At 61.9% G+C, this 21,873-nt stretch carries 21 protein-coding genes; 7 read left to right on the forward strand and 14 right to left on the reverse strand.

Annotated elements, in window-relative coordinates; translation table 11 throughout:
- Positions 1 to 83: 83 nt before the first annotated feature.
- From ACVWVY_RS19380 to ACVWVY_RS19395, 4 genes are all read left to right on the forward strand, one after another.
- Positions 84 to 3,209: an ATP-binding protein gene (locus ACVWVY_RS19380; RefSeq protein WP_456627875.1), complete on the forward strand. Its 3,126-nt coding sequence runs from the start codon at positions 84 to 86 to the stop codon at positions 3,207 to 3,209.
- A 6-nt stretch (positions 3,210 to 3,215) separates the two neighbouring features.
- Positions 3,216 to 3,686, forward strand: a complete 471-nt coding sequence (locus ACVWVY_RS19385; RefSeq protein WP_456627876.1) for a hypothetical protein — start codon at positions 3,216 to 3,218, stop codon at positions 3,684 to 3,686.
- A gap of 20 nt (positions 3,687 to 3,706) precedes the next feature.
- On the forward strand, positions 3,707 to 3,856 hold the full coding sequence (locus tag ACVWVY_RS19390; RefSeq protein ID WP_456627877.1) for a hypothetical protein: 150 nt from the start codon (positions 3,707 to 3,709) through the stop codon (positions 3,854 to 3,856).
- A gap of 62 nt (positions 3,857 to 3,918) precedes the next feature.
- Complete coding sequence (locus tag ACVWVY_RS19395; RefSeq protein ID WP_456627878.1) at positions 3,919 to 4,653, forward strand: Crp/Fnr family transcriptional regulator; 735 nt, start codon at positions 3,919 to 3,921, stop codon at positions 4,651 to 4,653.
- A 50-nt stretch (positions 4,654 to 4,703) separates the two neighbouring features.
- On the opposite strand, the gene ACVWVY_RS19400 is transcribed toward ACVWVY_RS19395, so the two are convergent.
- The 14 genes from ACVWVY_RS19400 to ACVWVY_RS19465 all read right to left on the reverse strand — a co-directional run bounded on the left by ACVWVY_RS19400 (position 4,704) and on the right by ACVWVY_RS19465 (position 18,471).
- Positions 4,704 to 5,375: an ATP-binding cassette domain-containing protein gene (locus ACVWVY_RS19400; protein WP_456627879.1), complete on the reverse strand. Its 672-nt coding sequence runs from the start codon at positions 5,373 to 5,375 to the stop codon at positions 4,704 to 4,706.
- Positions 5,372 to 6,118 carry an ABC transporter ATP-binding protein gene (locus tag ACVWVY_RS19405; protein WP_456627880.1) on the reverse strand — a complete coding sequence of 249 codons (747 nt, stop codon included), beginning with the start codon at positions 6,116 to 6,118 and terminating at the stop codon, positions 5,372 to 5,374. The genes ACVWVY_RS19400 and ACVWVY_RS19405 overlap by 4 nt, the downstream gene beginning before the upstream one ends.
- Positions 6,115 to 7,107, reverse strand: a complete 993-nt coding sequence (locus ACVWVY_RS19410; protein ID WP_456627881.1) for a branched-chain amino acid ABC transporter permease — start codon at positions 7,105 to 7,107, stop codon at positions 6,115 to 6,117. Before ACVWVY_RS19410 ends, ACVWVY_RS19405 begins: the two co-directional genes overlap by 4 nt.
- Positions 7,107 to 8,003 carry a branched-chain amino acid ABC transporter permease gene (locus tag ACVWVY_RS19415; protein WP_456627882.1) on the reverse strand — a complete coding sequence of 299 codons (897 nt, stop codon included), beginning with the start codon at positions 8,001 to 8,003 and terminating at the stop codon, positions 7,107 to 7,109. The genes ACVWVY_RS19410 and ACVWVY_RS19415 overlap by 1 nt, the downstream gene beginning before the upstream one ends.
- Positions 8,004 to 8,098: 95 nt before the next feature.
- A complete protein-coding gene (locus tag ACVWVY_RS19420) occupies positions 8,099 to 9,373 on the reverse strand; it encodes an ABC transporter substrate-binding protein (protein ID WP_456627883.1) in 1,275 nt (424 codons plus the stop codon).
- A 221-nt stretch (positions 9,374 to 9,594) separates the two neighbouring features.
- Complete coding sequence (locus tag ACVWVY_RS19425) at positions 9,595 to 10,281, reverse strand: cyclase family protein (protein WP_456627884.1); 687 nt, start codon at positions 10,279 to 10,281, stop codon at positions 9,595 to 9,597.
- A 32-nt stretch (positions 10,282 to 10,313) separates the two neighbouring features.
- Positions 10,314 to 11,603: a TRAP transporter large permease gene (locus tag ACVWVY_RS19430; protein WP_456627885.1), complete on the reverse strand. Its 1,290-nt coding sequence runs from the start codon at positions 11,601 to 11,603 to the stop codon at positions 10,314 to 10,316.
- Positions 11,604 to 11,608: 5 nt separating this feature from the next.
- Positions 11,609 to 12,130 (reverse strand): TRAP transporter small permease, encoded by a 522-nt coding sequence (locus tag ACVWVY_RS19435; RefSeq protein WP_456627886.1) that lies wholly within the window; start codon positions 12,128 to 12,130, stop codon positions 11,609 to 11,611.
- A 99-nt stretch (positions 12,131 to 12,229) separates the two neighbouring features.
- Entirely contained in the window at positions 12,230 to 13,231 is a 1,002-nt protein-coding gene (locus tag ACVWVY_RS19440) for a TRAP transporter substrate-binding protein (RefSeq protein ID WP_456627887.1), read from the reverse strand.
- A gap of 46 nt (positions 13,232 to 13,277) precedes the next feature.
- Positions 13,278 to 13,976 (reverse strand): GntR family transcriptional regulator, encoded by a 699-nt coding sequence (locus ACVWVY_RS19445; protein ID WP_456627888.1) that lies wholly within the window; start codon positions 13,974 to 13,976, stop codon positions 13,278 to 13,280.
- 156 nt (positions 13,977 to 14,132) lie between these two features.
- A complete protein-coding gene (locus ACVWVY_RS19450) occupies positions 14,133 to 14,852 on the reverse strand; it encodes a molybdate ABC transporter substrate-binding protein (RefSeq protein WP_456627889.1) in 720 nt (239 codons plus the stop codon).
- Positions 14,849 to 16,990: a molybdopterin cofactor-binding domain-containing protein gene (locus tag ACVWVY_RS19455; RefSeq protein ID WP_456627890.1), complete on the reverse strand. Its 2,142-nt coding sequence runs from the start codon at positions 16,988 to 16,990 to the stop codon at positions 14,849 to 14,851. Before ACVWVY_RS19455 ends, ACVWVY_RS19450 begins: the two co-directional genes overlap by 4 nt.
- The gene (locus ACVWVY_RS19460) at positions 16,987 to 17,457 is read right to left on the reverse strand and encodes a (2Fe-2S)-binding protein (protein WP_456627891.1); all 471 of its coding nucleotides are present in this window, start codon (positions 17,455 to 17,457) and stop codon (positions 16,987 to 16,989) included. Before ACVWVY_RS19460 ends, ACVWVY_RS19455 begins: the two co-directional genes overlap by 4 nt.
- Positions 17,458 to 17,487: 30 nt before the next feature.
- The gene (locus ACVWVY_RS19465) at positions 17,488 to 18,471 is read right to left on the reverse strand and encodes a Bug family tripartite tricarboxylate transporter substrate binding protein (protein WP_456627892.1); all 984 of its coding nucleotides are present in this window, start codon (positions 18,469 to 18,471) and stop codon (positions 17,488 to 17,490) included.
- Between the two features lie 177 nt (positions 18,472 to 18,648).
- Here ACVWVY_RS19465 and ACVWVY_RS19470 point away from each other — a divergent pair, with 177 nt between their 5' ends.
- From ACVWVY_RS19470 to ACVWVY_RS19480, 3 genes are read left to right on the forward strand one after another with little or no spacing between them, the layout of a single operon-like run.
- Positions 18,649 to 19,713, forward strand: a complete 1,065-nt coding sequence (locus tag ACVWVY_RS19470) for an ABC transporter substrate-binding protein (protein ID WP_456627893.1) — start codon at positions 18,649 to 18,651, stop codon at positions 19,711 to 19,713.
- Positions 19,714 to 19,718: 5 nt separating this feature from the next.
- Positions 19,719 to 21,092: an MmgE/PrpD family protein gene (locus ACVWVY_RS19475; RefSeq protein WP_456627894.1), complete on the forward strand. Its 1,374-nt coding sequence runs from the start codon at positions 19,719 to 19,721 to the stop codon at positions 21,090 to 21,092.
- A gap of 6 nt (positions 21,093 to 21,098) precedes the next feature.
- Complete coding sequence (locus tag ACVWVY_RS19480) at positions 21,099 to 21,851, forward strand: 3-oxoacyl-ACP reductase family protein (RefSeq protein WP_456627895.1); 753 nt, start codon at positions 21,099 to 21,101, stop codon at positions 21,849 to 21,851.
- Positions 21,852 to 21,873 lie beyond the last annotated feature (22 nt).

The following is a 21,873-nucleotide window of genomic DNA, read 5'->3' on the forward strand; positions in this document are numbered from 1 at the left end:
GCCAGGTCTGTTCGTCGACGCTGAGAGCTGGCGACCTGTTTTGCTCTGCATGCGGTGCGGTTGTGCCCAACCGCGGTGCGGTTGTGCCCAACTATCCGGCGAGCCCGCCCGCCCCCGAGGCGCGTGGCCGTATCGCTGGCGAGCGAAAATTCCTCACCGTGCTCTGTTCCGACCTGCAGCGTTCGACCGATCTGATTTCGGAGCTCGATCCCGAAGAAGCGATTTCTCGTCTCGAGCCGGCCTTGATCGCCATGCGCACGGCAGTTCGTCGCAACCGCGGGATCGTCAGCAAAGAAGGCGGCGACGGGCTGATTGCGTTGTTTGGTGCGCCGCACGCGGACGACAACCACGCCGTTATGGCCTGTCACGCAGCCATTGAGCTCGTGAGGCGTATCAAGCTGCTGGAAGATCCGGACCTTCACGTTCGGGTCGGCGTTCACTCCGGCTATGTCGTCGCGCATATCATCGAGGGTGACTTCTCTTCGATCTATGAAGCAGGCGGCCCGGCGGTCCACCTGGTGAAGCGGTTCGAAAGCGCGGCGCAAGCCGGACAGATTCTGGCATCGGAATCCTCCCAGAGTCTGGCGACCGGAATTGTGACCTTCAAGGCCCTGCCGCCGAAACGGATGGAGGGGTTTCCCGCGCTGGTGCCCTGTTACGAGGTCGTCGAGATCAGCGGTTTGAGCCGATGGCGCGCCCGCTCTACGGCCGGTCTTTCATCCTTCGTCGGCCGGAACGAACAGATTTCGCAGCTGGAGCGCGCGGCGCAGGCAGTCGGCCCTTCCGGGAAGATCGCCGCCGTAGTGGGAACGGCGGGAATAGGAAAGTCCCGTGTGGTCCATGAATTCGTGGCTACGTTGCGGCTACGTGATTGGCAGATTGTTGAAGCCGAGGGCAATCCGCTCGAGCAAGCCGTTCCGTATGCCTTGCTGAAGAAGCTTGTTCAAAGCGCCCTGCAGGCGGAGAATCTCACTCTCGCGGATTACGTCGGCTCAAATGAGGACCCCACGCCCGCTCACGCCGAGCTTTGGCCTGCGGCCCTCAATTCTGTTCTCGACCAGCCGGTTCGGGATCCACGCTGGCGCGATCTCGAACCGTTACTAAGGCGGCGTGTAATTATCGATGCCGTTCGCAGCATGCTGGATCGAGTGATCTCGTCGCGGCCGACAGTGTTGTTGCTGGAGGATTTGCATTGGATCGATGGCCAGAGCGAGACGGTTGTTGAAGTTTTGATGTCGCTCGCGACCAGCCGGCCATTGCTGGTGCTGCTGACCTGGCGGACCGAGTATACGCCGGACTGGCTTGAAGGCCTGGATGTACTGCGGATCTGGCTTCGGTCGCTCGACGCGGTCTCGGCAAACGCGCTGCTCGACAATTTGCTCGGTACGGCTGCCAATCTCGATGCGCTCAAGGCCCGCATCCTCCGCCACACCGGACAGATTCCGCTCTTTATCGAGGAGGTCGCGCGGCAGTTTATCGGCCGCCGCGTCGCTGGCGGCGCCGAGGCGTCCTGGGATACCCTCGAAATCCCTCCCACCGTTCAGGGAGTGATCGCGTCGCGCATCGATCGCTTGTCGAAAGAAGACAAGGCGCTTCTGCAACTCGCTTCGGTTCTCGGACCGCGCATATCGCCGCATCTGCTCGCCGCCGTGACCGAGATGCCGATAGCGCAATTGCAAAGTCGGCTCTGGTCGCTGGAGATTCTGGATTTCCTTGAGGAGGTGCGGTCAGGCCCTTCGGTCGAGTATGTCTTTGCCCATGATCTGATTCGCGAGGTTGCCTACGAATCGATCCTCCGCTCGCAGCGGGAAGTGCTGCATCGCCGGATTTTGACGGCTCTGGAAGCAATCTCGACCGGGCGCGAGGAAGACGTTGCGGAAGCGCTTTGCCAGCATGCGGTCAAGGCCCAGGATTGGAGCAAGGTTGATCGATATGGCCATTTGGCTGCGAGGAAGGCGTTTGCCAGATCGGCGTTCCGGGACGCCACGGAATATTTCAAGATCACGATGGATGCGGTGGACAAGCAGCCGGAATCGACGGCGCGCGAGCAACGGGCGATCGACCTGCGTATCGAAGCGCGACTAGCGTTCGTGTCGTTTGGAAGCATCGAGGAATGGTTTGGTCTCGGTCACGACGGGGAGGCGCGGTCCAGGAAGATTGGCGATGAAGGACGGCGGCTGGCCTCCATCGCGATCAGGGCGGCGGCGCTGAATTTCTACGGTACGCCTTATGAAGCGATCGCGGTGGCGGAAGAAGCCGTCGCGCTGGCTAACCGGATGAACAACGCGCGTTGGCTTGGCTTTGTCGAATACGGCCTTGGCCAATCCTATTTTCTGGCCGGACGATATCGGGATGCAGAGCGGCACCTCGCAAAGGCAACTGCGTTGCTTACGAGCGCACCGGAAAACGTCCCTCCGGGAACAACGGGATCCAGCCTTCTGGTGCTTTGCTGCATGATGAGCGCCATCGTTCATGCATGGTTGGGCGAATTTGATCAGGCCGAACGTTGCTCCGAAAAAGCGAGTATCCTGGCGGAAACGAACGACCGCCCTTATGACATCATCGCGGCCGACTACGGTCGCGGGGTCGTGCAAATGATGCGTGGCGATCTTGAAGAGGCAGAAGGCGCCCTCGATCAAGCGCTCCGGGTTTCGCGCGAAAGCGAGGCCCGCTTGTTTCGGCCTCTCATTATGAGCGCGCTAGGAAGCCTTTACTCGCAGCAGGGACATGGCGACCGCGCGACGGAGATCCTGTTGCGGGCCAAGGACGAAGCCGACAAGCTTGGTCATGAAACCAGCAAGGTCGCCGTCTCGGCGTATCTCGGCGCGGCCTACGGTCAGCTCGGCAATATCCAGCATGGATTGTCCCTCCTGCGCGCCTGCCAAGCCGGCGCAAGACAGAAGGGATATGGGGGTATCGAAGCGCTGGCGGCGAGCGCAGAGGCGAATATTCTCGCAGCGCAAGGCGGGCACATGCTTGAGGAGGCCATGGCCTGTCTGCAACGAACCATCGAATTCACCGCCAGGCTGGAAGCCTTGCCCCTGCTGGGAGCGGCCAAGGGGGTACGAGCCCGGCTCCTGGCGGCCTCCGGCCGGACGGACGAGGCAAGGGAGGAGTTGGTCCAGGCTATCACCCTCTTCGACCAATCAAAAATGACTGTACATCTACAACGTGCTAAAGCGGCGCTCTCCAAGTTCTCGGATATTTGACATAATATGGCCACGTTATGGCCACGGCAATTACCGCCGCAATTCAAGGAGCAGGAAATGGGTGGGTTGGTCTACAGCGGAAAATTTGAAGAACATATAAATGAACTGTATAGCCCGGAGAATATCAGCAAAACCGCGAAGAAATTCAAAGAATACGAGAAGAAGAACGGCCCTTATGCATTCGGGAAATTCACGAAATTCCTTGTGCCGAAAAAAGAAAACTGGGCCGGCGAATCCGGATCCACCCAGGGGCACGACAAGTGGGAAAAGCACTCCGGCGCCATTCCCAAGGCGATCCGCGACAAGATTACCGAAGTCATCGCGACCAATCTGAGGTCACCCAACCCGATGCCGCTGGTGCTGAAGGTCGGTGAGAACGTCGATGGCACGCATGACCTGAAAGTCCGGATCTTTGCCCATAATGGCCACATGCATATTGGACTTCACATGCTTTGCCCGAATTCCTTGCTGAAATAGCCCTGATCGCGCAGATTCGAATGGCCAGCAAGACCGCAGGTTTTGCTGGCTTTTTGCTGCAAATCGCCCTCCACTGCGACCGCAGTGCGATCCGGCCATGGTTCTGCCGTTATGGCGGCATTGTCCTGTTTTCCGCCGCCAAATCGACGCGGCAGGCGCTTTCCGGTTGAAAAGCCGGCCCGCGTTGACTACGGAAGGGCGGTAATCCCGTGTTCCCTGGAGTTTGACTGGCGTGCCTCAACAAAGGACGGGTGAAGCTCACGGATTCTCGAGCAGCAAACTATCGGTCTTGCGCAAGCACCCGATCTTTGCCGACCTCGAGCCGGAAGCTTTCGAGCAACTCTGCCGTTACGCCAAACACTCCACGCTCAAGCGGGGAGCCACGCTGTTCTCCAAGGGGGATCCCGGTCACAGCCTGTACGCGGTCATTTCGGGTACGGTGAAGATGAGCATTTCCTCGCCGGATGGCCGCAATGCGATCCTCAATATCGTTGGGCCTGGGGAAATTTTCGGCGAGATTGCGCTGCTCGACGGACAACCCCGCTCGACCGACGCCATCGCAAACAGCAATTGCGAACTCTTCGTCATCGACCGACGCGAATTCATCCCCTTTGTGAAGGCTCAACCGGCGTTGGCAATGAAATTCATCGAATTGCTCTGCGAGCGGTTGCGATCGACCAGCGATCAGGTCGAGCAGATTATCCTGCAGAATCTGCCAGGACGGCTGGCCAGCGCGCTGCTTCGTCTGTCCGAAAAGCACACCTCTGCCCCGCAGGGCCGAACCATCGCGATCACGCAGCAGGAGATCAGCGAGATGGTCGGCATGACCCGGGAGAGCATCAACAAGCAATTGCGCGCCTGGGCCGGCCGCGATTGGGTACGTCTCGAGCACGGTGCCATCGTTGTGCTGAATGCCGAGATGCTTCGTGAGACGGCAGAAGCGGGGGCGGGGCACAACGGCGAATGACCGCCGATGCCTGTCGCGAAGTCGGCCAGTGAAGTCCGGACGCGCAGGGTTCATTGACTGGTGGTTACGGGATTGGCGCCACGTTCAATGGTGAATTCCAGGTCAATCAGCCCACGCGAGTGATTCAGGTCCGATTGCGACATCAGCAAGGTCAGATCCTTGCCTTTGAGGGATGCAAGCACCTCCGAGAGCCGTTCCGACAGCGCGGGTGCGATGCCTTCGAACGGCTCGTCGAGCAGCAGGCATTTAGTGCCAATGGCAAGCGCCCGGCCGAGCGCGACCAGCTTTTGCTGTCCGCCGCTCAGCAATAGCGCCTTGCGCTCTCGCATTTCGGTGAGTTCGCCGATCACCTCATAGACGAAGTCGAGCCGGGCCTTGCGGTCGAGATGCCCCGCGACCCACAACGGCAGCATGATGTTTTCTTCGACCGTCAATTGAGGCACCAGGCAACGATCTTCAGGCATATAGCCGATCCCGAGTGACGCGCGGGCATGACGTGGACTGGTTGACAGATCGGTGCCCTCAAACCGCACTGCGCCCTGGGTCAGCTTGAGGTGCCCCATGATCGAACGCATCAGTGTCGTCTTGCCGGCGCCGTTGCGACCCACCAGGCTGACCATCGCGCCTCTGGCGACGCGCATCGTAAAGCCGCGCAACGCAGGCATCGACTGGATCTCAACCACGAGATTGTCGATCTCGAGCAATGGCGCAGTCGCACTCATCGCACGCCCCCGGTGACGTAGCGGCGAACTTCCTGATCCTTCAACACGTCGGAGGGCGCGCCGTCGGCCAGAATCCGGCCCTGATAGAACGCCACGACACGGTCGGCATAGCGGCTGACGATCTCCATGTCGTGCTCGACGAACACGATGGTCGCGGCATCCGGCGCGACGGCATGGATCACCCGGTCCATGGTCGTGAATTTCTCTTCGGCCGACACGCCGGACGTCGGCTCGTCCAGCAAAAGCAGTTTCGGGCGGCGCACTAACGCCATGGCGATGTCGATCAGTTTGCGCACCCCGCCCGCAAGCTCCGAGATTGGGCGATCGGCCAGATCGGCCAGGCCAAAGCGCTCGAGCAGTTCGACGGCATTGTCATGGCGGCCTTGGGCTTCCGCGGGCGCGCGAAGCGACATTCGCGCGCCAACGCCGGATATGGCCACAGTGAGGTTCTCGGCAGCCGTGAGTTCAACAAACAGCTGTGGAATCTGAAAGGAACGCGAGATGCCGAGTCGGGCTACGCTTCGGGGTGAGCGCCTGCCTATGTCTATTCCGTCGAGCATGATCGTGCCGCTGTCAGGCTTCAAATAGCCCGTGACCATGTTGACGAAGGTGGTCTTGCCGGCGCCGTTGGCGCCTATCAGGCTGATCTTCTGGTTGGTTGCAATATCGAGAGTGAGTGCATCGGCGGCGACCACCGCGCCAAAGCGTTTTTCGAGCCCGCGCACGGAAAGGACCGGGTTCACGGCGTGGCTCCTCTCTCAGCGGCCAGCGGTGCTTTTGCGGTCGAGGTGCTCCGCTTGCGCCGGTTCCTGATCCAGAGCGAGCCGATACCGCGAGGTAGAAACAGGATGACGCCGAGGAGGAAGACGCCGAGCACGAGTTGCCAGGTATTGGGTAAATAGAGGTTCGAGAACGAACGGACCAGTTCGAGCGCCATCGAGGCCACGAAGACGGCGGCGACGCTCTGGTTGCCGGCAAGGACCGCAATGAAGACGAATTCACCCGAAGTAGTCCAGTAGGCGAATTGCGGATCGATATGCCGCTGCGCCATCAGGGCAAACGCGCCGCTCGCGCCGGCGAAGATCGCGGCGATCACAAAATTGATCGATATGATCCGGTTGGCCGAGATGCCGAGATATTCAACGCGTAGATTGTTTTCACGCACCGCGAGGCTGGCAAGACCGAATTCGGACCGGAACAGGATGGTCGCGCCGATGCCGGCAAAACCGGTCACGATGACCGAGACGGCATACAACATGAAGTCCGCCTCCCGCGGATCGGTGAAACTCAGGCCAAACAGGGTCGGCCGCCCGACATTGAATCCGTCCGAGCCGCCGAGCGCCGTCGACTTTACCAGCGCGCCGTAAAACACCATCGATAGGGCCAGGGTCAGCATGCCGAAGAAGATGCCGCTGTAGCGTGCGATCAACGGGCCGACGACGAGGCCGAGCAGGCCGCCACATGCCGCGCCGATGATGACTTGCGCCACGGCGTCGGTGAGACCCCAGGCGTTGGCGATCAGTGCCACACCATAGCCGCCGGCGGCAAAGAACAGGCCTTGGCCGAACGAAACGTTGCCGGTGCGTGCAAGTACCACGATTCCGAGCGCGATCAGAGCGTTGGAGGCGGCAATGGTAGCCAGCGACAATGTCCAGGTCGGCAGCACGCGGCCGAACAACGCCACCCCCGCGATGAGGGCGATCATGGCCAGCGGATGCAGGTCCTTCTTCATCAAATCCGCCTTGCCGTCTCGCGCTTGAACAGACCCTCAGGGCGAAACATCAGCACGGCCGCCGTGATGAGGTAGATCATGAACAGTTCGGCCTGCGGCATCAGATGAACTGACGCTGCGCGCGCGAGCCCGACCAGGATGGCACCGACGGCTGCGCCCTCGACGCTGCCAAGCCCACCGATGACCACGATGGCGAAGCTGAGGATGATGACATCCGAACTGAGACCGGGCTGCATCGATATTTTGGGAGCGGTCAGGGCGCCGGCGAGAGCGGCGAGCAGGACGCCAAATGCAAATGCGATCGCATAGACGCGGTTGACCCGTACGCCCATGCTGACGCTCATTTCTTCGTTGTGAATCACCGCCAGGACGATCTTGCCGATCACGGTGCGATTGAGTCCGAACCAGATCGCGAAGCCGATCACGGCCGAAATCGGTATCAGCACAAGATCGTAGCCGACGTAATAGAGCCCGGCGAATTCGAGATTGCCGAACAACTCGTATGGCTGCGTCGCATAGATTGGATTGACGCCCCAGATCAGCTTGGTGACGTCTTCAAGGATCAGAAACACGGCATAGGTCACCAGCAGCAGCACCACCTCGTCGCGACCGTAGAACATTTTCAGGAGGCCGCGTTCCAGCAGAAGTCCGACGGCGGACGCGACCAGCGCCACTGAGAGCAGCATGGCGGCGAATCCGACACCTGGCGGAAGGCCGCGCGCGGCGACCATCGTCACGGTGCTCGCCGCGACATAGGCGCCGAGTGCGTAGAAACTGCCATGGGCGATGTTGAGTATCTTCAAGACGCCGAACACCAGCGTCAGGCCGAGGGCGACGATGAACAGCCACGACGCTTGAATCAGGCCATCGAGAACAATCGTCAAAAAGAAATTCATGGCGTTGCGGTCACGAGAATTATTGGCGGGCAGGCATCAGCGGCGCGAACTCACGCACGCGCCGCTTTTGTAGACTCATTGAACGCAGGCGCTATCTAGTTGCACTTGGCGCCCTGCATGCCACCCTTGATCCAGTCGATTGCCTTCACACCCGGGGGCGGGTTGACGCATTCGGCGGCGAAGTACTGGATATCCACCAGATCGACCCGCTTGAGATCCGGATTGTATTTGGTGCGGCTGAAGGCGATCGGCTGGATCGCCTGATGGCCGTCGGCAAGCTTCATCTGAATGAGTCCTCCGGGAGAGGGCCACTCCAGACCGGTCATTGCCGCGACCATTTCATCGGTCGAAGGTTTCTTGCCGCCGTTCTTGCTCATGGCTTTTTCGACCGCGGCTTTCAATCCAAGTATCGCCTGTGTCATGCGATAGGAGGCCTGAACCGGATAGACGCCATTGGCGGCCTCGTATCCTTTAAACAGCCAATCATTCAGCGGCGATTTCTGCGACATCAGGCCGTAGGCGCCGCGCGCGCCGATAATGGTGCCGTCAGGCATCTTGTCGCCGAGCGGCGGCAGCACATGATCAGCGGCACTGAACACGAGCTGGCTACGCTTCGGCAGCCCGCGGGGGGCCGACTGCAGGACGAAAGCCTGCAAGTCGCCGCCCCATAGGCTGGAATAGACCACGTCGGAGCCGGCGCCCACCAGCGCAGAAATTTCGGTGCCGTATTGGCCGGCGCCAAACTTGGGCAGCAGATCCGTCTGAAGCTTGACGCCGGGATAGAGCTGTTCGGCTGCAGCGACGAAGTCGGCCCGGCTGTCCTGGCCCCAGGCGTAATCCTGGTTGATCGCCGAAAGTGTCGTCATCTTGATGTTCTTGGCCTTCATGTACCTAATGAGGCCGACGTTATCCATCGTGGCGTGGGCGGCAGTGCGGAACACGTAGTTGTACTTGCCGTCCTCGAAAATGCGCGGCGTTCCGCAATCCATCAGCACCAGCATCTTCTTCAGCTCTTCCGCGATCGGTGCGACAGCAAGACAGTCACCGGAGCCGATATAGCCGAGCACGACGTCGACGTTGTCGCGCTGGTAGAGATTGCGCAGTTCCTGCACCTGCTTGGTGGCACCACCATTCTCGTCGATGATGACGGGCTCGACCTTCATGCCACCGAAGCCGACCTTCTCGTAGGGTGAGGGCGCTGAGCCCTTGTTCAACTGATCGATCACGAACTGCGCGCCGTTGCGGGCGGGAACGCCAAAACTATCTGCCGCCGGCCCCGACAGGAACGTTACGACGCCGAGCTTGAAGGTTTCCTGCGCAGATGCCGGCCCCGCCAGGGCAAGGGATGTTGCAGCGACAGATGCAGCCAAGACAGCCCGATTAGTCCGCCAAGAACGGTCCATGATTTCCTCCGCTGATGTCGACGGGTTTTCCCGCCTGGTTATCCGCGCCGTTCGCCCCGGCATCGGCCGTCATTGGCGCGAGTTTAGGCAAGCTTTCACGGCGCGTCTATACGCGCCAGGTCTGGAGGGGAGCTGCCTGATGCTGCCTTTGCCGAAGATGCCGCTTCAGTCAGGCCGTTTTGCTTCTCCTAAATATCAAACACCGCCACGGCGCGGATGGGCGAAGCCGTCCCGCCGCGCCACTTCATCGGCAGGCCGATGAAGGTGAACTGACCGCGACCAAGCAGCGTTTCGAGATTGCACAGGCTCTCGATATGGGTGATGTCGAGGTCGAGGCAGGCCTTGTGGACGAGGGCATTCACCTTTCCTTCCGGTCCCGGCCGCATCGAATCGATACCGAAATGCACGATGCCCTGCTGCGCCAGCCATTCGGTAGCGGCGACGTTCACGCCGGAATTGTCGCTCGAATATTCCTTGCGGGGGAATGTTCGCTCATGGTGACCGGTGCACAGCAGCACGGTGCCGCCCCTCGGCACCGGCACGCCGGCCTTCGTCACCGCCGTCTCGAGATCAGCAGGCGTAATCTCGGCGCGGGGTGCGATGTGGCGCAGGTCGACGCAGATGCCCGGCACGATGCATTTCTCCAGCGGGTACTCATCGATGGATATGCCGCTCTTGCCGAAATGCCTGGGCGCGTCGATATGGGTTCCGGCGTGGTCCACCATGGAGATGAACATCGACGCCAGCCCGTGCACATTGCCGGACTCCGCAAAGGATTCTTCGTGGGTCTTCCAGACGCCGTGCATTACCGGAGGGTGCCCGGGATAGCTCGGCGTGCGATGATAAAGCTCTCGGCTGAGGTCGACGATCTTCACGCGGAGTCTCCCCGCCGCGGGCCGCGGCCGTTTTAGAACCCGAACGCCCTTGGCAGCGCCAGCGACAGCCAGGGCACGTAGGTCACGATCATCAGCACGGTAAACATCACATAATAGAACGGCCAGATGCCGCGCATCACCTCATCGACCGAAACCTTGCCGATGGCACAGCCGACGAACAGCGTCGTCCCCACCGGCGGAGTTAGCAGGCCGATGCCGAGATTGAGCAGCATGACGATGCCGAAATGCACGGGATCGATGCCGAAACTCTTCACGACAGGGAGCAGGATCGGCGTGCAGATCAGGAGCAGCGGCGCGAGGTCGAGGGCCGTTCCCAGGACCAGCAGCATGATGTTCAACCACATCAGCAGGACGTATTTGTTGCTCGATATGGCGACAAAGAATTCCGTCATCTTTGCCGGCATCTGCATCAGGGCGGCGACATAGCCGAAGCATGATGCGGTGGCGACCAGCGTCAGCACCATCGCCACGGTCTGCAGCGTCCGGTAGACCAATAGCGGCAGTTCGGACCACTTGTAGTCCCGATAGATGAACATCGTGACGAAGAACGCCCAGACGCAGGCGACCGCGCCGGCCTCGATCGGCGTGAACACGCCGGTGAGGATGCCGCCCAGCACGATCACCAGCGTCACGATCCCCCACACGGCGTCACCGAGCATCCTGACGGCCTGGCGGATGGGCACGGGCTCGCCCTTGGGATGCTTGTCGCGATAGGCGTAGAACAAGCAGAGCAGCATCAACGAGAAGCCCAGCAGCAGTCCGGGAATCACGCCGGCAAGGAAAAGGCTCGTGATCGACACCACGCCGCCGGTGGCCAGAGAATAGATCACCGAATTATGGCTCGGCGGAATGATGATCGCCTGCAGCGAGGCGCTGATCGTCACGTTGGTGGCGAACACCCGCGGGTAGCCTTTGGCGGCCATCTGGGGAATCATCACCGAACCGATCGCGGACGTGTCGGCGACCGACGATCCGGAGATGCCGCTCATGATCGTGGTCGCGAGAATATTGACTTGCGAAAGACCGCCGCGCATGCGCGTGAACCCGACGACCACGGCTGCGAAATCGACCAGCCGCCGCGCCATGCCGCCCTCGGCCATGATGGCGCCCGCCAGCACGAAGAACGGGATGGTCAGCATCGAGACCTTCCCGACGCCGCTGGCAAATTGCTGCATGACCGCGCCGACCGGCAAGTCGATCCACAAAGCGCCCACGAGCGAGGACAGCGCCAGCGCATAAGCGATCGGCATGCCGATCGCGAAGAAGAAACACATGCTGAGGAGGAGAACGGCGATATCCATGAGAATTACTCGACTGGTACGTGGGCGTCGGCGCCGTCACGCGGCGGTGGCCCGATGGTCAGGCGCTCGACGACGAAAAGGAACATCATGGCGCCACTGACCACGATCGGCAGATAAGTGACGCCGACCGACAGCCATGGGAATTCATCCACCGAATTGCCCCAGGTGGTCTGCACCAGCCTCAATCCCCACACGACCATGAAAATCGCAATCACACCCATCAGTACCTCGCTTAAGAAGAGCGACGCACGGCGCAACAGCGGCGGCAGCAAGTCGGTGCCGACCGTCATGTTCATGTGGATGCGCTGACGGTAGCAGTTGGCGGAGCCGATGAAGGTGATGCCGACGGTCAGCAGCACCGCCATCGGTTCGGGCCATGACGAGGCGCTGTTGAGAATGTATCGGGTATAGACGGCCCACGGAATGACCGCCGAGACCAGCACGAGCGCTACGCACGCGACAATGGCACCCGTCCAATAGACCACATCGACCACACGCCGGAAAACGCCGGCTCCAGAATCGGACATCTTGACCTCGGAAAGTAACGGCGCTTCGGATCGGTCCTGCGGGTCAGGGGGTAGCCGGAACAGACATCGTCCGGCTACTCAAAGACCGCAAGCCCGGACCTAGTTGACTGCCTCGATGCGTTTGACCATGGCGGCATACTTGGAGCCGTACTTGTCCCAGACCGGCTTTACCGCATCCTGGAACGGCTTCTTGTCGATGTCGGTAATAATCTCGGTGCCGGCCGCCTTCATCTTTTCGATCGCGGCGTTCTCCGCTTCATACCAGAGCACGCGCTGCTCGGCCTGCGTTTCCTTCGAAAGCTTCTTGATCAGCGCCTGATCTTCCGGCGACAGTTTTTGCCAGGAGATGCGCGAGAAGACCAAGAGCTCCGGAATGATCAGGTGCTCGGTCATCGTGAAATACTTGGCCACCTGATAGTGGTTCTGCGCCATGAACGAGGGCGGATTGTTCTCCGCGCCGTCGACCACGCCGGTCTGCATCGAACTGAAGACCTGATCGAAGCCCAGGGCGACGCCGTTGCCGCCCAGTGCATTCATGGTGTCGACGAACAACGGATTGCCCATCATGCGGACCTTGAGGCCCTTGAGGTCGGCGATGGTGCGGACCGGCCGCTTGTTGTTGTAGACATTGCGCGAGCCGGCGTTCATCCAGCACAGCGCGATCAGGCCGGTCTTTTCGTTCGCGGAAATCTTTGCCAGCAATTCGTCGCCGATCTCGCCGTCGATCACCTTCTCCATATGTTTGGAGTTGCGGAATACAAACGGCATGTTGAAGACGTTGACGTCGTCCACGACGGGGCCGACAGCGCCGACCGAAATGCGAGCGATCTGGAGCGCGCCGAGCTGGGCTTGCTCGATCATTTCCTTTTCGCCACCCAACTGCATCGAGGGGAACATCTGGATCGTCAGCCGGCCGTTGGTGGCGGCTTCCAGCTTCTTGCCCATTCGGACGACGGATTCGACCGTCGGATAGCCCAGCGGATGAACGTCCGATGCCTTCAGCACCATTTTCGTTTGAGCAAACGCGGATGACAGCGGCGTCGTGGCCGCCATTGTGGCCCCGAGCCCTGCACTCAGCTTGATGAAGTCGCGGCGTTTCATTGTGTTCCTCCTGATGTTGTTTATCGTTTTATGGATTTTTCAAACTTTAGGGTCGCTCGTCGAAGTACTCCGGATTGATATGTTGAGTAGCCGAGATGTTCTCGAGAAGGCTTTCGAGGTGGACTTCCATCGCCCGCCTTGCGCCTTCCGCGTCGTGCGCCTCGATCGCAGTCAGGACCGCCTCGTGTTCGACGATCACCTTTGCAATCCGCCCGCGCTGGGGCAGGGTCAGCCGGCGATAGCGATCGACGTGAACCTTCACCTGCTGGATATACTTCCAGATTCCGGGATAGCCTGCGACCTCGGCGACTGTAGCATGAAACATTTCATCGGCCTGATGGAACGTATCGCTGTCTCCGGCGGCGCTGGCCTCGCGCTGCCGTTCCAGGATCGACTGCAGCGCCAGTATCTGGCTCGATGTCGCGCGCTCCGCGGCCAGCCGCGCGGTGGTTTCCTCCAGCGCCTTGCGGATGATGATGGCCTCCGGCAGCGCTGCCACCGGAATGCGCGAGACGAAGATGCCGGATTGGGGATAGATCTCCAGCAGGCCCTCATCCGATAATTTGAGGATCGCCTCGCGAACGGGAGTGCGGCTCACGCCGTAGGAGAGCGCGATTTGCGCCTCCGAGATGGCTTCGCCGGGGTGACGCTGCAGCGACACCAGTTCGATCCGAAGGTCGGAGTAGATCTTTGACGCCGCTGTAGCCGCGCGCGGTCTGCCGCTGCGGCCCGTGCCGGCGGCCATTCGGCGAACCCCAGGATTCGTTTTTTTCGATGCGCGGGCGGGCATGGCTGCTTTCTCGATTGATATATTAGTATATGAATTGGCTTTGACAATCGAAAATCGAGCCGCTCGGTGGTTTTATGCTGCGCGCCGGAGGCTCCTCCGACGATTAGAGCTCTACGTGGGCGCCTGGCTTCGGCCGCTGATGAAGCCGGCGCGTTTCCGCTGTTCATGCTCTCCGGCACCGGTCAACAGGTCGATCAGGTCCTGCGCTTGTTGTGGGTGGGCGGCGGCGACCGTGATGCCCGCCGTGTACATCGTTGCAAGTTCGCAGCCCGGCGGCAGTGAGCCGGACAGGGTTACACCTTTGGTGCTGATGATCTCGGTGGATTGCGTGCACCCGATCGGACGCTGCGCATCGGACACGGCCAGTTCGCGCATCGCCGTCGCGCCATTCGGGAAAATCCTGAGCCGGGCGGCAACCTCATCGGCGATGCCGAGCTGCTGAACGACATTTGCAACATGAATTCCGGCCGTCGAGGCTTTGGTATCCGGCACGAAGATCGCGTCCGACGCCAGCAAGGCCTCGCGTAAATCAGCGGCATCCCTGACGGCGGCCAGGGGATCGCCGGTGCGGACGGCGAGGGCGGTTTCGACCAGGCCGACATCGGCGATCGAGGTAGCAACCACCAGCTTCTCCTCCGCCAGTTTGGCGACGATGGCCGCGGTCAGGATGACGATGTCTGCCGGCGTATCCTTGCGCAATCTATCAGCCATGACACCGACCGCACCAAACTCGCCTGCAATCTCGAAGCCGGTTTGGGCCTTGAACGCCGGTGCAAGGCTTGCGACCAAGCCCTGTGCCGCGCCACCGCTCAGGATGTTCAGCGTGTTCATCGGCTCAATTCCATCGCGGCAATGATTCTGTCGCGCGTAATCGGCAGATCGCGCACCCGCACGCCGAGTGCGTCGAACACGGCGTTGGCGATGGCTGATGTAACCGGGCCATGAGCAGCCTCACCGGCGCCGACCGGGTCGATATCGGGTCGCTGGATGACCTCAACCTCGACATCGGGTACTTCGCTGAAGCGCAGGATCGGATATTCCGTCCAGCTGGTGCTGGTGATGCGTCGTCGGTCGAAGCGGACGCGCTCCTTCAGCACCCAGCTTGTGGCTTGAATGGCGCCGCCCTCGATCTGGTTGACGACGCCGTCGGGATTGATCGCTTCGCCGACATCGACCGCCAGCGTCAATTTCCTGACGCTGATCTCCTCCGCGCCCTCGATCTCGGCGATCGCAGCGCAATAGGCGCCGGTGTTCTTGTAGCGGGCAAAGGCCACACCGTGACCGATGCCCGGCTGCTTCTCGGGCTTCCATTTGGCGCGAGCGGCAACGGCGCGGATGACATCCCTGGCCCGCTCATCCTTCAAATGGCGCAGCCGGAACGCGACCGGATCCTCGCCGCGCTCGGTGGCGATTTCATCGAGGATGGATTCGATCGCAAACACATTGCCCTGCGCGCCCAGCGTTCGCAGTGCTGAGGTGCGGATCGGCATCGTTGTCAGGCGATGGCTTTCGATGCGCCAGGATGGAAAATCATAAAGCGGGACCGAGTTGCGATCGCTGCCGCCGCCATTGGCCTGCGGCGGATTGGTCGAGACCATGCGCGGAAACGGATCGGCCAGCTCGAACCCCGCCAGTAACGCGGGCTGTGCCGCGCGCCCCGGCCGCGCCACGTGACCGTTGCCCCAGATCGAGTGTCGCCAATCGACGATTTCACCCTGCGCATCGAGATCGGCCTCGATCTCGATCGCCATCGCCGCGCCAAAGGGTGCATCCGACATCTCGCCTTGGCGCGACCATTGGACCCGAACCGGCCGGCCACCGGCGGCTTTGGCGAGCAGCACGGCATCGAGCGCGACGTCATCGGCGGCGTTGTGCCCGTAGCAGCCCGCGCCCTCCATATGCTCGACGGTGATCTGCTCGACGGGCAGTTTGAGAACCAGCGCCAGATCGGTGCGCAGGAGATAGACGCCCTGGCTGTGGGTCCAGACATGAACGCGGTCGCCGTTCCACTGCGCCATGGCGCAGGATGGCGCGATCGATGCGTGCGCAATATAGGGGCGGGTATATTGTCGCCGGATAGTCCGCGCTGTCGCGCCGGGTGATGCGGCCGTTTTCTTGTCGATAGTCGTCGATTCTGTCGGTTGGGCCTTCAAGAATGAAGCCAGATCGTTTTCGTCGGGGAGGGGGTCGCCATCAGACCACGCCGCGCCCTTGCGCAAGGCTTGTAGGGCCAGCTCCGCACCATGTTCGGTCTCGCTGACGACACCGGCAAAACTGCCATCGCGCACGATCGCGACGAAACCGGCGACGGCGCGGGCGCCATCCTCCTTCAATTCGATAAGTTTTGCGCGCGCGTTCTCCGGCCGCAGCACGCGCCCGTGCAGCATTCCCGCCACCGCCTGATCGTGGATGAAGCGCCGCCGGCCCAAAACCTTGTCCGGAATGTCGATCCGCTGAATTGAATTCCCGGCCAACGCCCGGCGCGATGCGATCTTTGGCATTGCGCCCGGCGTGGCGTCGCGATCGAGCGAGACTTCGTCGGCAAGTTCCCAATAGCTGGTCCTGACATTGCCCGGTCCTGAAATGGTGCCGTCCTCGATGTCGAGCGCACCGATATCAACCCCCAACCGTTCCGCCGCCTGCTGAAGAAAGATCCGGCGGACCTCGGCGCAGGCGTGGCGTAGCGCGCGTCCCGACTGCTGGATGGAGAGACTGCCCGACGTGACGCCTTCGTTGGGGCTGACTGCGGTCGATGCGCGGATCATCCGAACCCGCGACAGATCAATATCGAGTTCGTCGGCGGCGATCTGCGCCAGCGCCGTCACGATGCCTTGCCCGATCTCCACCTTGCCGGGCGAGATCGTTACCTGTCCGGAGCTCGAAAATTTCAGCCATGCCGACAGTTTCGGGTTTGCGGCAAGACTCGCCGGCAGTGCGGGCGGGGAGGGAGCGGGGGCCGGCTGGTTCATCCTGCCGCCATTTCTTCCGCCGCGCGCAGCACCGCCCGCACCATGCGATTATGCGAACCGCAGCGGCAGAGGTTGCGGTCGAGCGCTTCCTTCACCTCCCGGCTTGTCGGTGACGGATTTCGCTTCAACAGCGCCACTGCGCTCATCAGGATGCCGGAGACGCAATAGCCGCATTGCAGCGCCTGCTCGGCGATGAAGGCGCGCTGCAGCGGATGCGGGTGCTCGCTCGTTCCCAGCCCTTCGATCGTCGTGACATCCTTGTCGGCCACCGACCACAGCGGTGTATCGCAGGCGGATACCGCGCGCTCGCCGACGATGACGTTGCAGGCGCCACACTCGCCGGCGCCGCAGCCGAAATGCGGCCCGATCACGTCGAGATGTCCACGCAGAATATCCAGCAATGACCGGTCGGGATCGGCGTCAACCTCGGTGTCGGCGCCGTTGAGGCGAAATCGAACGCTCGGCATCGAGGGCGAACCTTCTCTCGTGGCTTCTTCTTATTGCGGCGGCTTGTCGAATTTCTTGACCACTTCCGCCCATTTCACAATATCGCCGCGCAGGAATTTGTCGAATTCCTCAGGGGTCATCGACATCGGAACCGCGCCCTGCTGGGTCCAGAGTTTGACGACATCGGGCCGTTTCACCGCTGCGTTCACCGCCGCATTGAGCTTGTCGATAACAGGCTTTGGCGTACCCGCGGGCGCCATCAGGCCGAGCCAGATGGTGGCCTCATAGCCGGGAATGCCGGCCTCGATCACCGTCGGCACGTTGGGCAGCACGGTCGAGCGCGTCTGGCCGGTCGTCGCCAGCGCGCGCACCTGATTTTCGGCGACGTTGGGCGCCATCGCCGGAACCGCATCGATCATCATCTGCACCTGGCCGCCGATCACGCCGCTGCGCGCCTCGCCGCTGTTACGGTAGGGCACGTGCAAGACGTCGATGCCGGCCATGGCTTTGAACAGCTCGCCCGCCATGTGGTATGGCGTGCCCTGGCCCGATGAGGCGTAGTTCAGTTTCCCGGGCTGCGATTTCGCGAGTGCCACGAATTCCTGCAGCGTCTTCGCCTGCACCGAGGGATGAACCACGATGACGAGGTCGGAATAGTTGACCGGCGCGATCGGCGCGAGATCGCGCATCAGCTCGTATTTGCGCTGTGGAACCAGCGATTCATTTGCAGTCTGTGTGTTCGACATCATCAGCAGCGTGTAACCGTCCGGCGGAGACTTGGCGACTTCCTGCGTGCCGATCACGCCGCCGGCGCCGGTGCGGTTTTCGATTACGAAGGGCTGGCCGAAGCTTTCCTGCAGAATGTTCCCGATCTGGCGGGCGGTGACGTCGGCAGGCCCTCCGGCGCCGAAGGGAACAATCACCTTCACTGCTCGTGACGGATAGTCCTGTGCCTGTGCGCTTGTGAGCAATGCCGTGAACAGAGCTGCAGCCAGAGCCAGTGCAATCCCCGGTGCGAACCTTGGGCCCGTCATTTCTCCATCCCCTGACTATTGTTTTATTCCTTGCCGCAAGTTTAGCTGCAATGGGAACGGGCTGTCGACGAAAGACTGGCTGCGCGCCATCGGAATAAAAGATAATCTCGGGTGTATCGGACCGAGCAGGAGCGAGCCCGCAGAGAAGGCTCGACAAACGACAATTTGGGAGCGCCAATGAAGAACTCGATCTCGCGACGCCATGTGCTCCAGGGCACCGGCGCGGTGCTCGCAAGCGCAGCATTTTCCACGCGGGTGATGGCTGCTGCGCCGCCACCTGAAACGGTGACGCCGGCGCTGATCGACGCGGCGAAGAAGGAAGGCAAGGTCATCTATTACACCTCGACCGATCTGCCGGTCGCGGAGAAGCTGGCCAAGGCGTTCGAGGCGAAATATCCGGGCATCGCCGTCCGCGTCGAGCGCACCGGCGCCGAGCGCGTATTCCAGCGCATCGGCCAGGAATATTCCAGCAACATCCATGCCGTCGACGTGGTGAACTCGTCCGATGCTGCACATTTCATCGTCTGGAAGCGCGACGGCATTCTGGCGCCTTACGTGCCGGAAGACGTGGCAAAATTCTATCCGGCCGAGCACAAGGACCCGGACGGCCAGTTTGCGAGCTTCCGCGTCTGGCTCAGCATCATTGCCTACAACACCAATCTGGTGAAGGCGGACGACGCGCCGAAGAGTTTTGCCGATCTGCTCGACCCCAAATGGAAGGGCAAGATCGTCAAGGCGCATCCGGGCTACAGCGGCACCATCATGACCGCGACCTATCAGATGCAGCGCGATCTCGGCTGGAGCTTCTTCGAGCAGCTTGCCAAGCAGAACATCATGCAGGTGCAGTCCTCGGCCGATCCGCCGAAGAAGCTCGACCTCGGCGAGCGCGCGGTGATGGCCGACGGCAACGAGTACAACATCTTCCAGATGAAGGAGGCGGGCCGTCCGGTCGAACCGGTCTACGCCACGGAAGGCTCGCCGCTGATCATCGGACCGAACGGCGTCTTCAAGGATGCACCCAATCCGAACGCGGCGAGGCTGTTCCAGTCGTTCAGCCTGAGCCGCGAGGCCCAGCAGCTCATCATCGATGTCGGCGGCCTCCGCTCGGTGCATTCTCAAACCGTCGAGAAGGCGGGGCGCAAGGCGCTCAAGGACGTCAAGACCATGAAGGATGACGCGGCGGCCGTGGAGAAGGAAAGCGAGGCCATCAAGGCGCGCTATACAAAAATCTTCCGCGTTTGACCGCTATGGCCTCCGGACTGCCCGAAACCTCGGTCGCTGAAATGCTGGCCGAAAAGATCGTCGCACTGCAAGCCGGCGCATTGCCGGCTGCAACCGCGCGCAAATGCGAGGATCTGCTGATCGACGTGGTCGGTCTATGCGTCACCGCGCGCAACGAGGACTACGTCGGAAGCGCGCTGGCGGGTTGCGACGATGACGGCCCGTGCACGGCGATCGGGCATCGACGCACGCTGAATGCGGCGGGCGCCGCCTTCGTCAACGGGACGGCCGCGCATGGCGAGGATTTCGACGACACTTTTGAGGGCGGCCCGGTCCATGCCGGCGCCGTGATCGTGCCGGCGGTGCTCGCCGCCTGCGAGCGGCATAATCCGGATGGCCGCATGGCGCTGATCGGGATCGCCGTCGGCACCGAAGTGCTGTGCCGTTTGAGCCTCGTGGTGCCGAAGGCCGTCCACAAGGCCGGTTTCCACCCGACAGCGGTCTTCGGCGCGATGGGCGCGGCTGCCGGTGTCGGCGCGGCACTCGGCCTCAACGCTAGGCAGACCGTCGATGCGCTCGGCATCGCCGGCAGCATGGCCGGCGGCATCATCGAGTATCTTGCGGAAGGTGCCTGGACCAAGCGGCTGCATGCCGGATGGGCGGCGCAATCGGGTATCCGCGCGGCGCTCCTGGCGCGGGCAGGGTTCGTTGGCCCGCGCACCGTGTTCGAGGGCGTGCACGGGCTATTCCACGGCTTTGCGCACACCACGGAGGGCGATTACGACGCGCTGACCGGCGATTTCGGCACCCGCTGGGTGACGGACACACTGGCCTTCAAGCCTTATCCATGCGGGACGATGGCGCAGCCCTATATCGATTGCGCGCGCCGGCTGGCCGCGCACGGCATCAACCCCGAGGACGTCACCGAGATCGTCTGCGAGGTGGCGGAGGGAACGGTGCACCGGCTGTGGGAGCCGCTCGCCGACAAGCAGCGTCCGCGCAACGGCTATGCCGCCAAGTTCGCCGTGCCCTATCTGCTGGCGACCGGCTTTGTGCATGGCGGGGTTGGACTCGGTGCATTCACCGAAAACGCGATCCGCGATCAGCGCGTGCTGGCGCTCGCCGCCAAGGTGAAGTTCGTGATCGACCCTGACAATCCCTATCCGAACAATTACACCGGACACGTCCGCGCCACCCTCCAGGATGGCAGCGTGGTCGAGGATAGGCAGCCTTATTTGCGCGGCGGCGTGCAGGAGCCCCTGACGCGGCAGGACGTGACTGACAAGTTTCTGCTCAACGCCGAACATGGCGGCTGGAGCGCGGTGCAAAGCGATGCGGCGTTGAAACTGATGGCGGGGCTGTATAATGGCCGCGTCGATCTTTCCTCATTGCGCGGGTAGCGGCTCATGACCCAGGAACTTGCAGACAAAGTCGCCATCGTCACCGGCGCGGGCCGCAATATCGGCCGCGCGATCGCGCTGACCCTGGCGGAGGGCGGTGCGTCCATCGTGGTGAACACACGCAGTAACCGCCCCGAAGCGGATGCCGTCGCGCGCGAGATCGCGACTGCCGGCGGCAGGGCGTTGGTCCATATCGGCGACGTCGCCGACGCCGTGGCGGTGCAGGCCATGGCGGACGCAGCCGTCAAGCAATTCGGTCGTATCGATATCCTCGTCAACAACGCGGCGCTGCGGCGCGAGAAGCCGTTCGCCGAGATGAGCTATGCGGCGTGGCGCGAAATCCTCGACGTTACGCTCGACGGCACGTTCCTCTGCGTGAAAGCCTGCCTGCCGGCGCTGCGAAAATCGGGTGCGGCGGCCATCGTCAATATCGGCGGCCTCAGCGCGCATACGGGTGCAAAAAATCGCGCGCATGTGGTGACGGCAAAGGCGGGTATCATCGGCCTGACGCGGGCGCTGGCCCACGATCTTGCCGATGACGGCATCACCGTGAACTGCGTGGTTCCCGGACTGATCGGCACGCCAAGGCCCAAGGACAAGCCGGAGCCGGCGCATCATTTGACCCATCAGACCATCACCGGCAATCGGGGCCTGCCGGAAGACGTCGCCGCAACCGTGCGTTTTCTATGCGGGCCCGGCGCGCGCTACATCAACGGGCAGGCGATCCACGCCAACGGCGGCGCCTATTTGGGCGTCTGATGCATGGCTAAGGGCCGTTTTT

The sequence above is a fragment of the Bradyrhizobium sp. URHC0002 genome (assembly GCF_054059515.1).

What these genes read in the sequence shown, in the direction of transcription:
- ACVWVY_RS19460 (WP_456627891.1), bottom strand. Translation starts at nt 17,457, where the DNA reads ATGCCGAGCGTTCGATTTCGCCTCAACGGCGCCGACACCGAGGTTGAC.
- ACVWVY_RS19465 (WP_456627892.1), bottom strand. Translation starts at nt 18,471, where the DNA reads ATGACGGGCCCAAGGTTCGCACCGGGGATTGCACTGGCTCTGGCTGCA.
- ACVWVY_RS19440 (WP_456627887.1), bottom strand. Translation starts at nt 13,231, where the DNA reads ATGAAACGCCGCGACTTCATCAAGCTGAGTGCAGGGCTCGGGGCCACA.
- ACVWVY_RS19475 (WP_456627894.1), top strand. Translation starts at nt 19,719, where the DNA reads ATGGCCTCCGGACTGCCCGAAACCTCGGTCGCTGAAATGCTGGCCGAA.
- ACVWVY_RS19480 (WP_456627895.1), top strand. Translation starts at nt 21,099, where the DNA reads ATGACCCAGGAACTTGCAGACAAAGTCGCCATCGTCACCGGCGCGGGC.
- ACVWVY_RS19390 (WP_456627877.1), top strand. Translation starts at nt 3,707, where the DNA reads ATGGCCAGCAAGACCGCAGGTTTTGCTGGCTTTTTGCTGCAAATCGCC.
- ACVWVY_RS19450 (WP_456627889.1), bottom strand. Translation starts at nt 14,852, where the DNA reads ATGAACACGCTGAACATCCTGAGCGGTGGCGCGGCACAGGGCTTGGTC.
- ACVWVY_RS19385 (WP_456627876.1), top strand. Translation starts at nt 3,216, where the DNA reads ATGGCCACGTTATGGCCACGGCAATTACCGCCGCAATTCAAGGAGCAG.
- ACVWVY_RS19430 (WP_456627885.1), bottom strand. Translation starts at nt 11,603, where the DNA reads ATGGATATCGCCGTTCTCCTCCTCAGCATGTGTTTCTTCTTCGCGATC.
- ACVWVY_RS19470 (WP_456627893.1), top strand. Translation starts at nt 18,649, where the DNA reads ATGAAGAACTCGATCTCGCGACGCCATGTGCTCCAGGGCACCGGCGCG.
- ACVWVY_RS19400 (WP_456627879.1), bottom strand. Translation starts at nt 5,375, where the DNA reads ATGAGTGCGACTGCGCCATTGCTCGAGATCGACAATCTCGTGGTTGAG.
- ACVWVY_RS19410 (WP_456627881.1), bottom strand. Translation starts at nt 7,107, where the DNA reads ATGAAGAAGGACCTGCATCCGCTGGCCATGATCGCCCTCATCGCGGGG.
- ACVWVY_RS19415 (WP_456627882.1), bottom strand. Translation starts at nt 8,003, where the DNA reads ATGAATTTCTTTTTGACGATTGTTCTCGATGGCCTGATTCAAGCGTCG.
- ACVWVY_RS19445 (WP_456627888.1), bottom strand. Translation starts at nt 13,976, where the DNA reads ATGGCCGCCGGCACGGGCCGCAGCGGCAGACCGCGCGCGGCTACAGCG.
- ACVWVY_RS19455 (WP_456627890.1), bottom strand. Translation starts at nt 16,990, where the DNA reads ATGAACCAGCCGGCCCCCGCTCCCTCCCCGCCCGCACTGCCGGCGAGT.
- ACVWVY_RS19435 (WP_456627886.1), bottom strand. Translation starts at nt 12,130, where the DNA reads ATGTCCGATTCTGGAGCCGGCGTTTTCCGGCGTGTGGTCGATGTGGTC.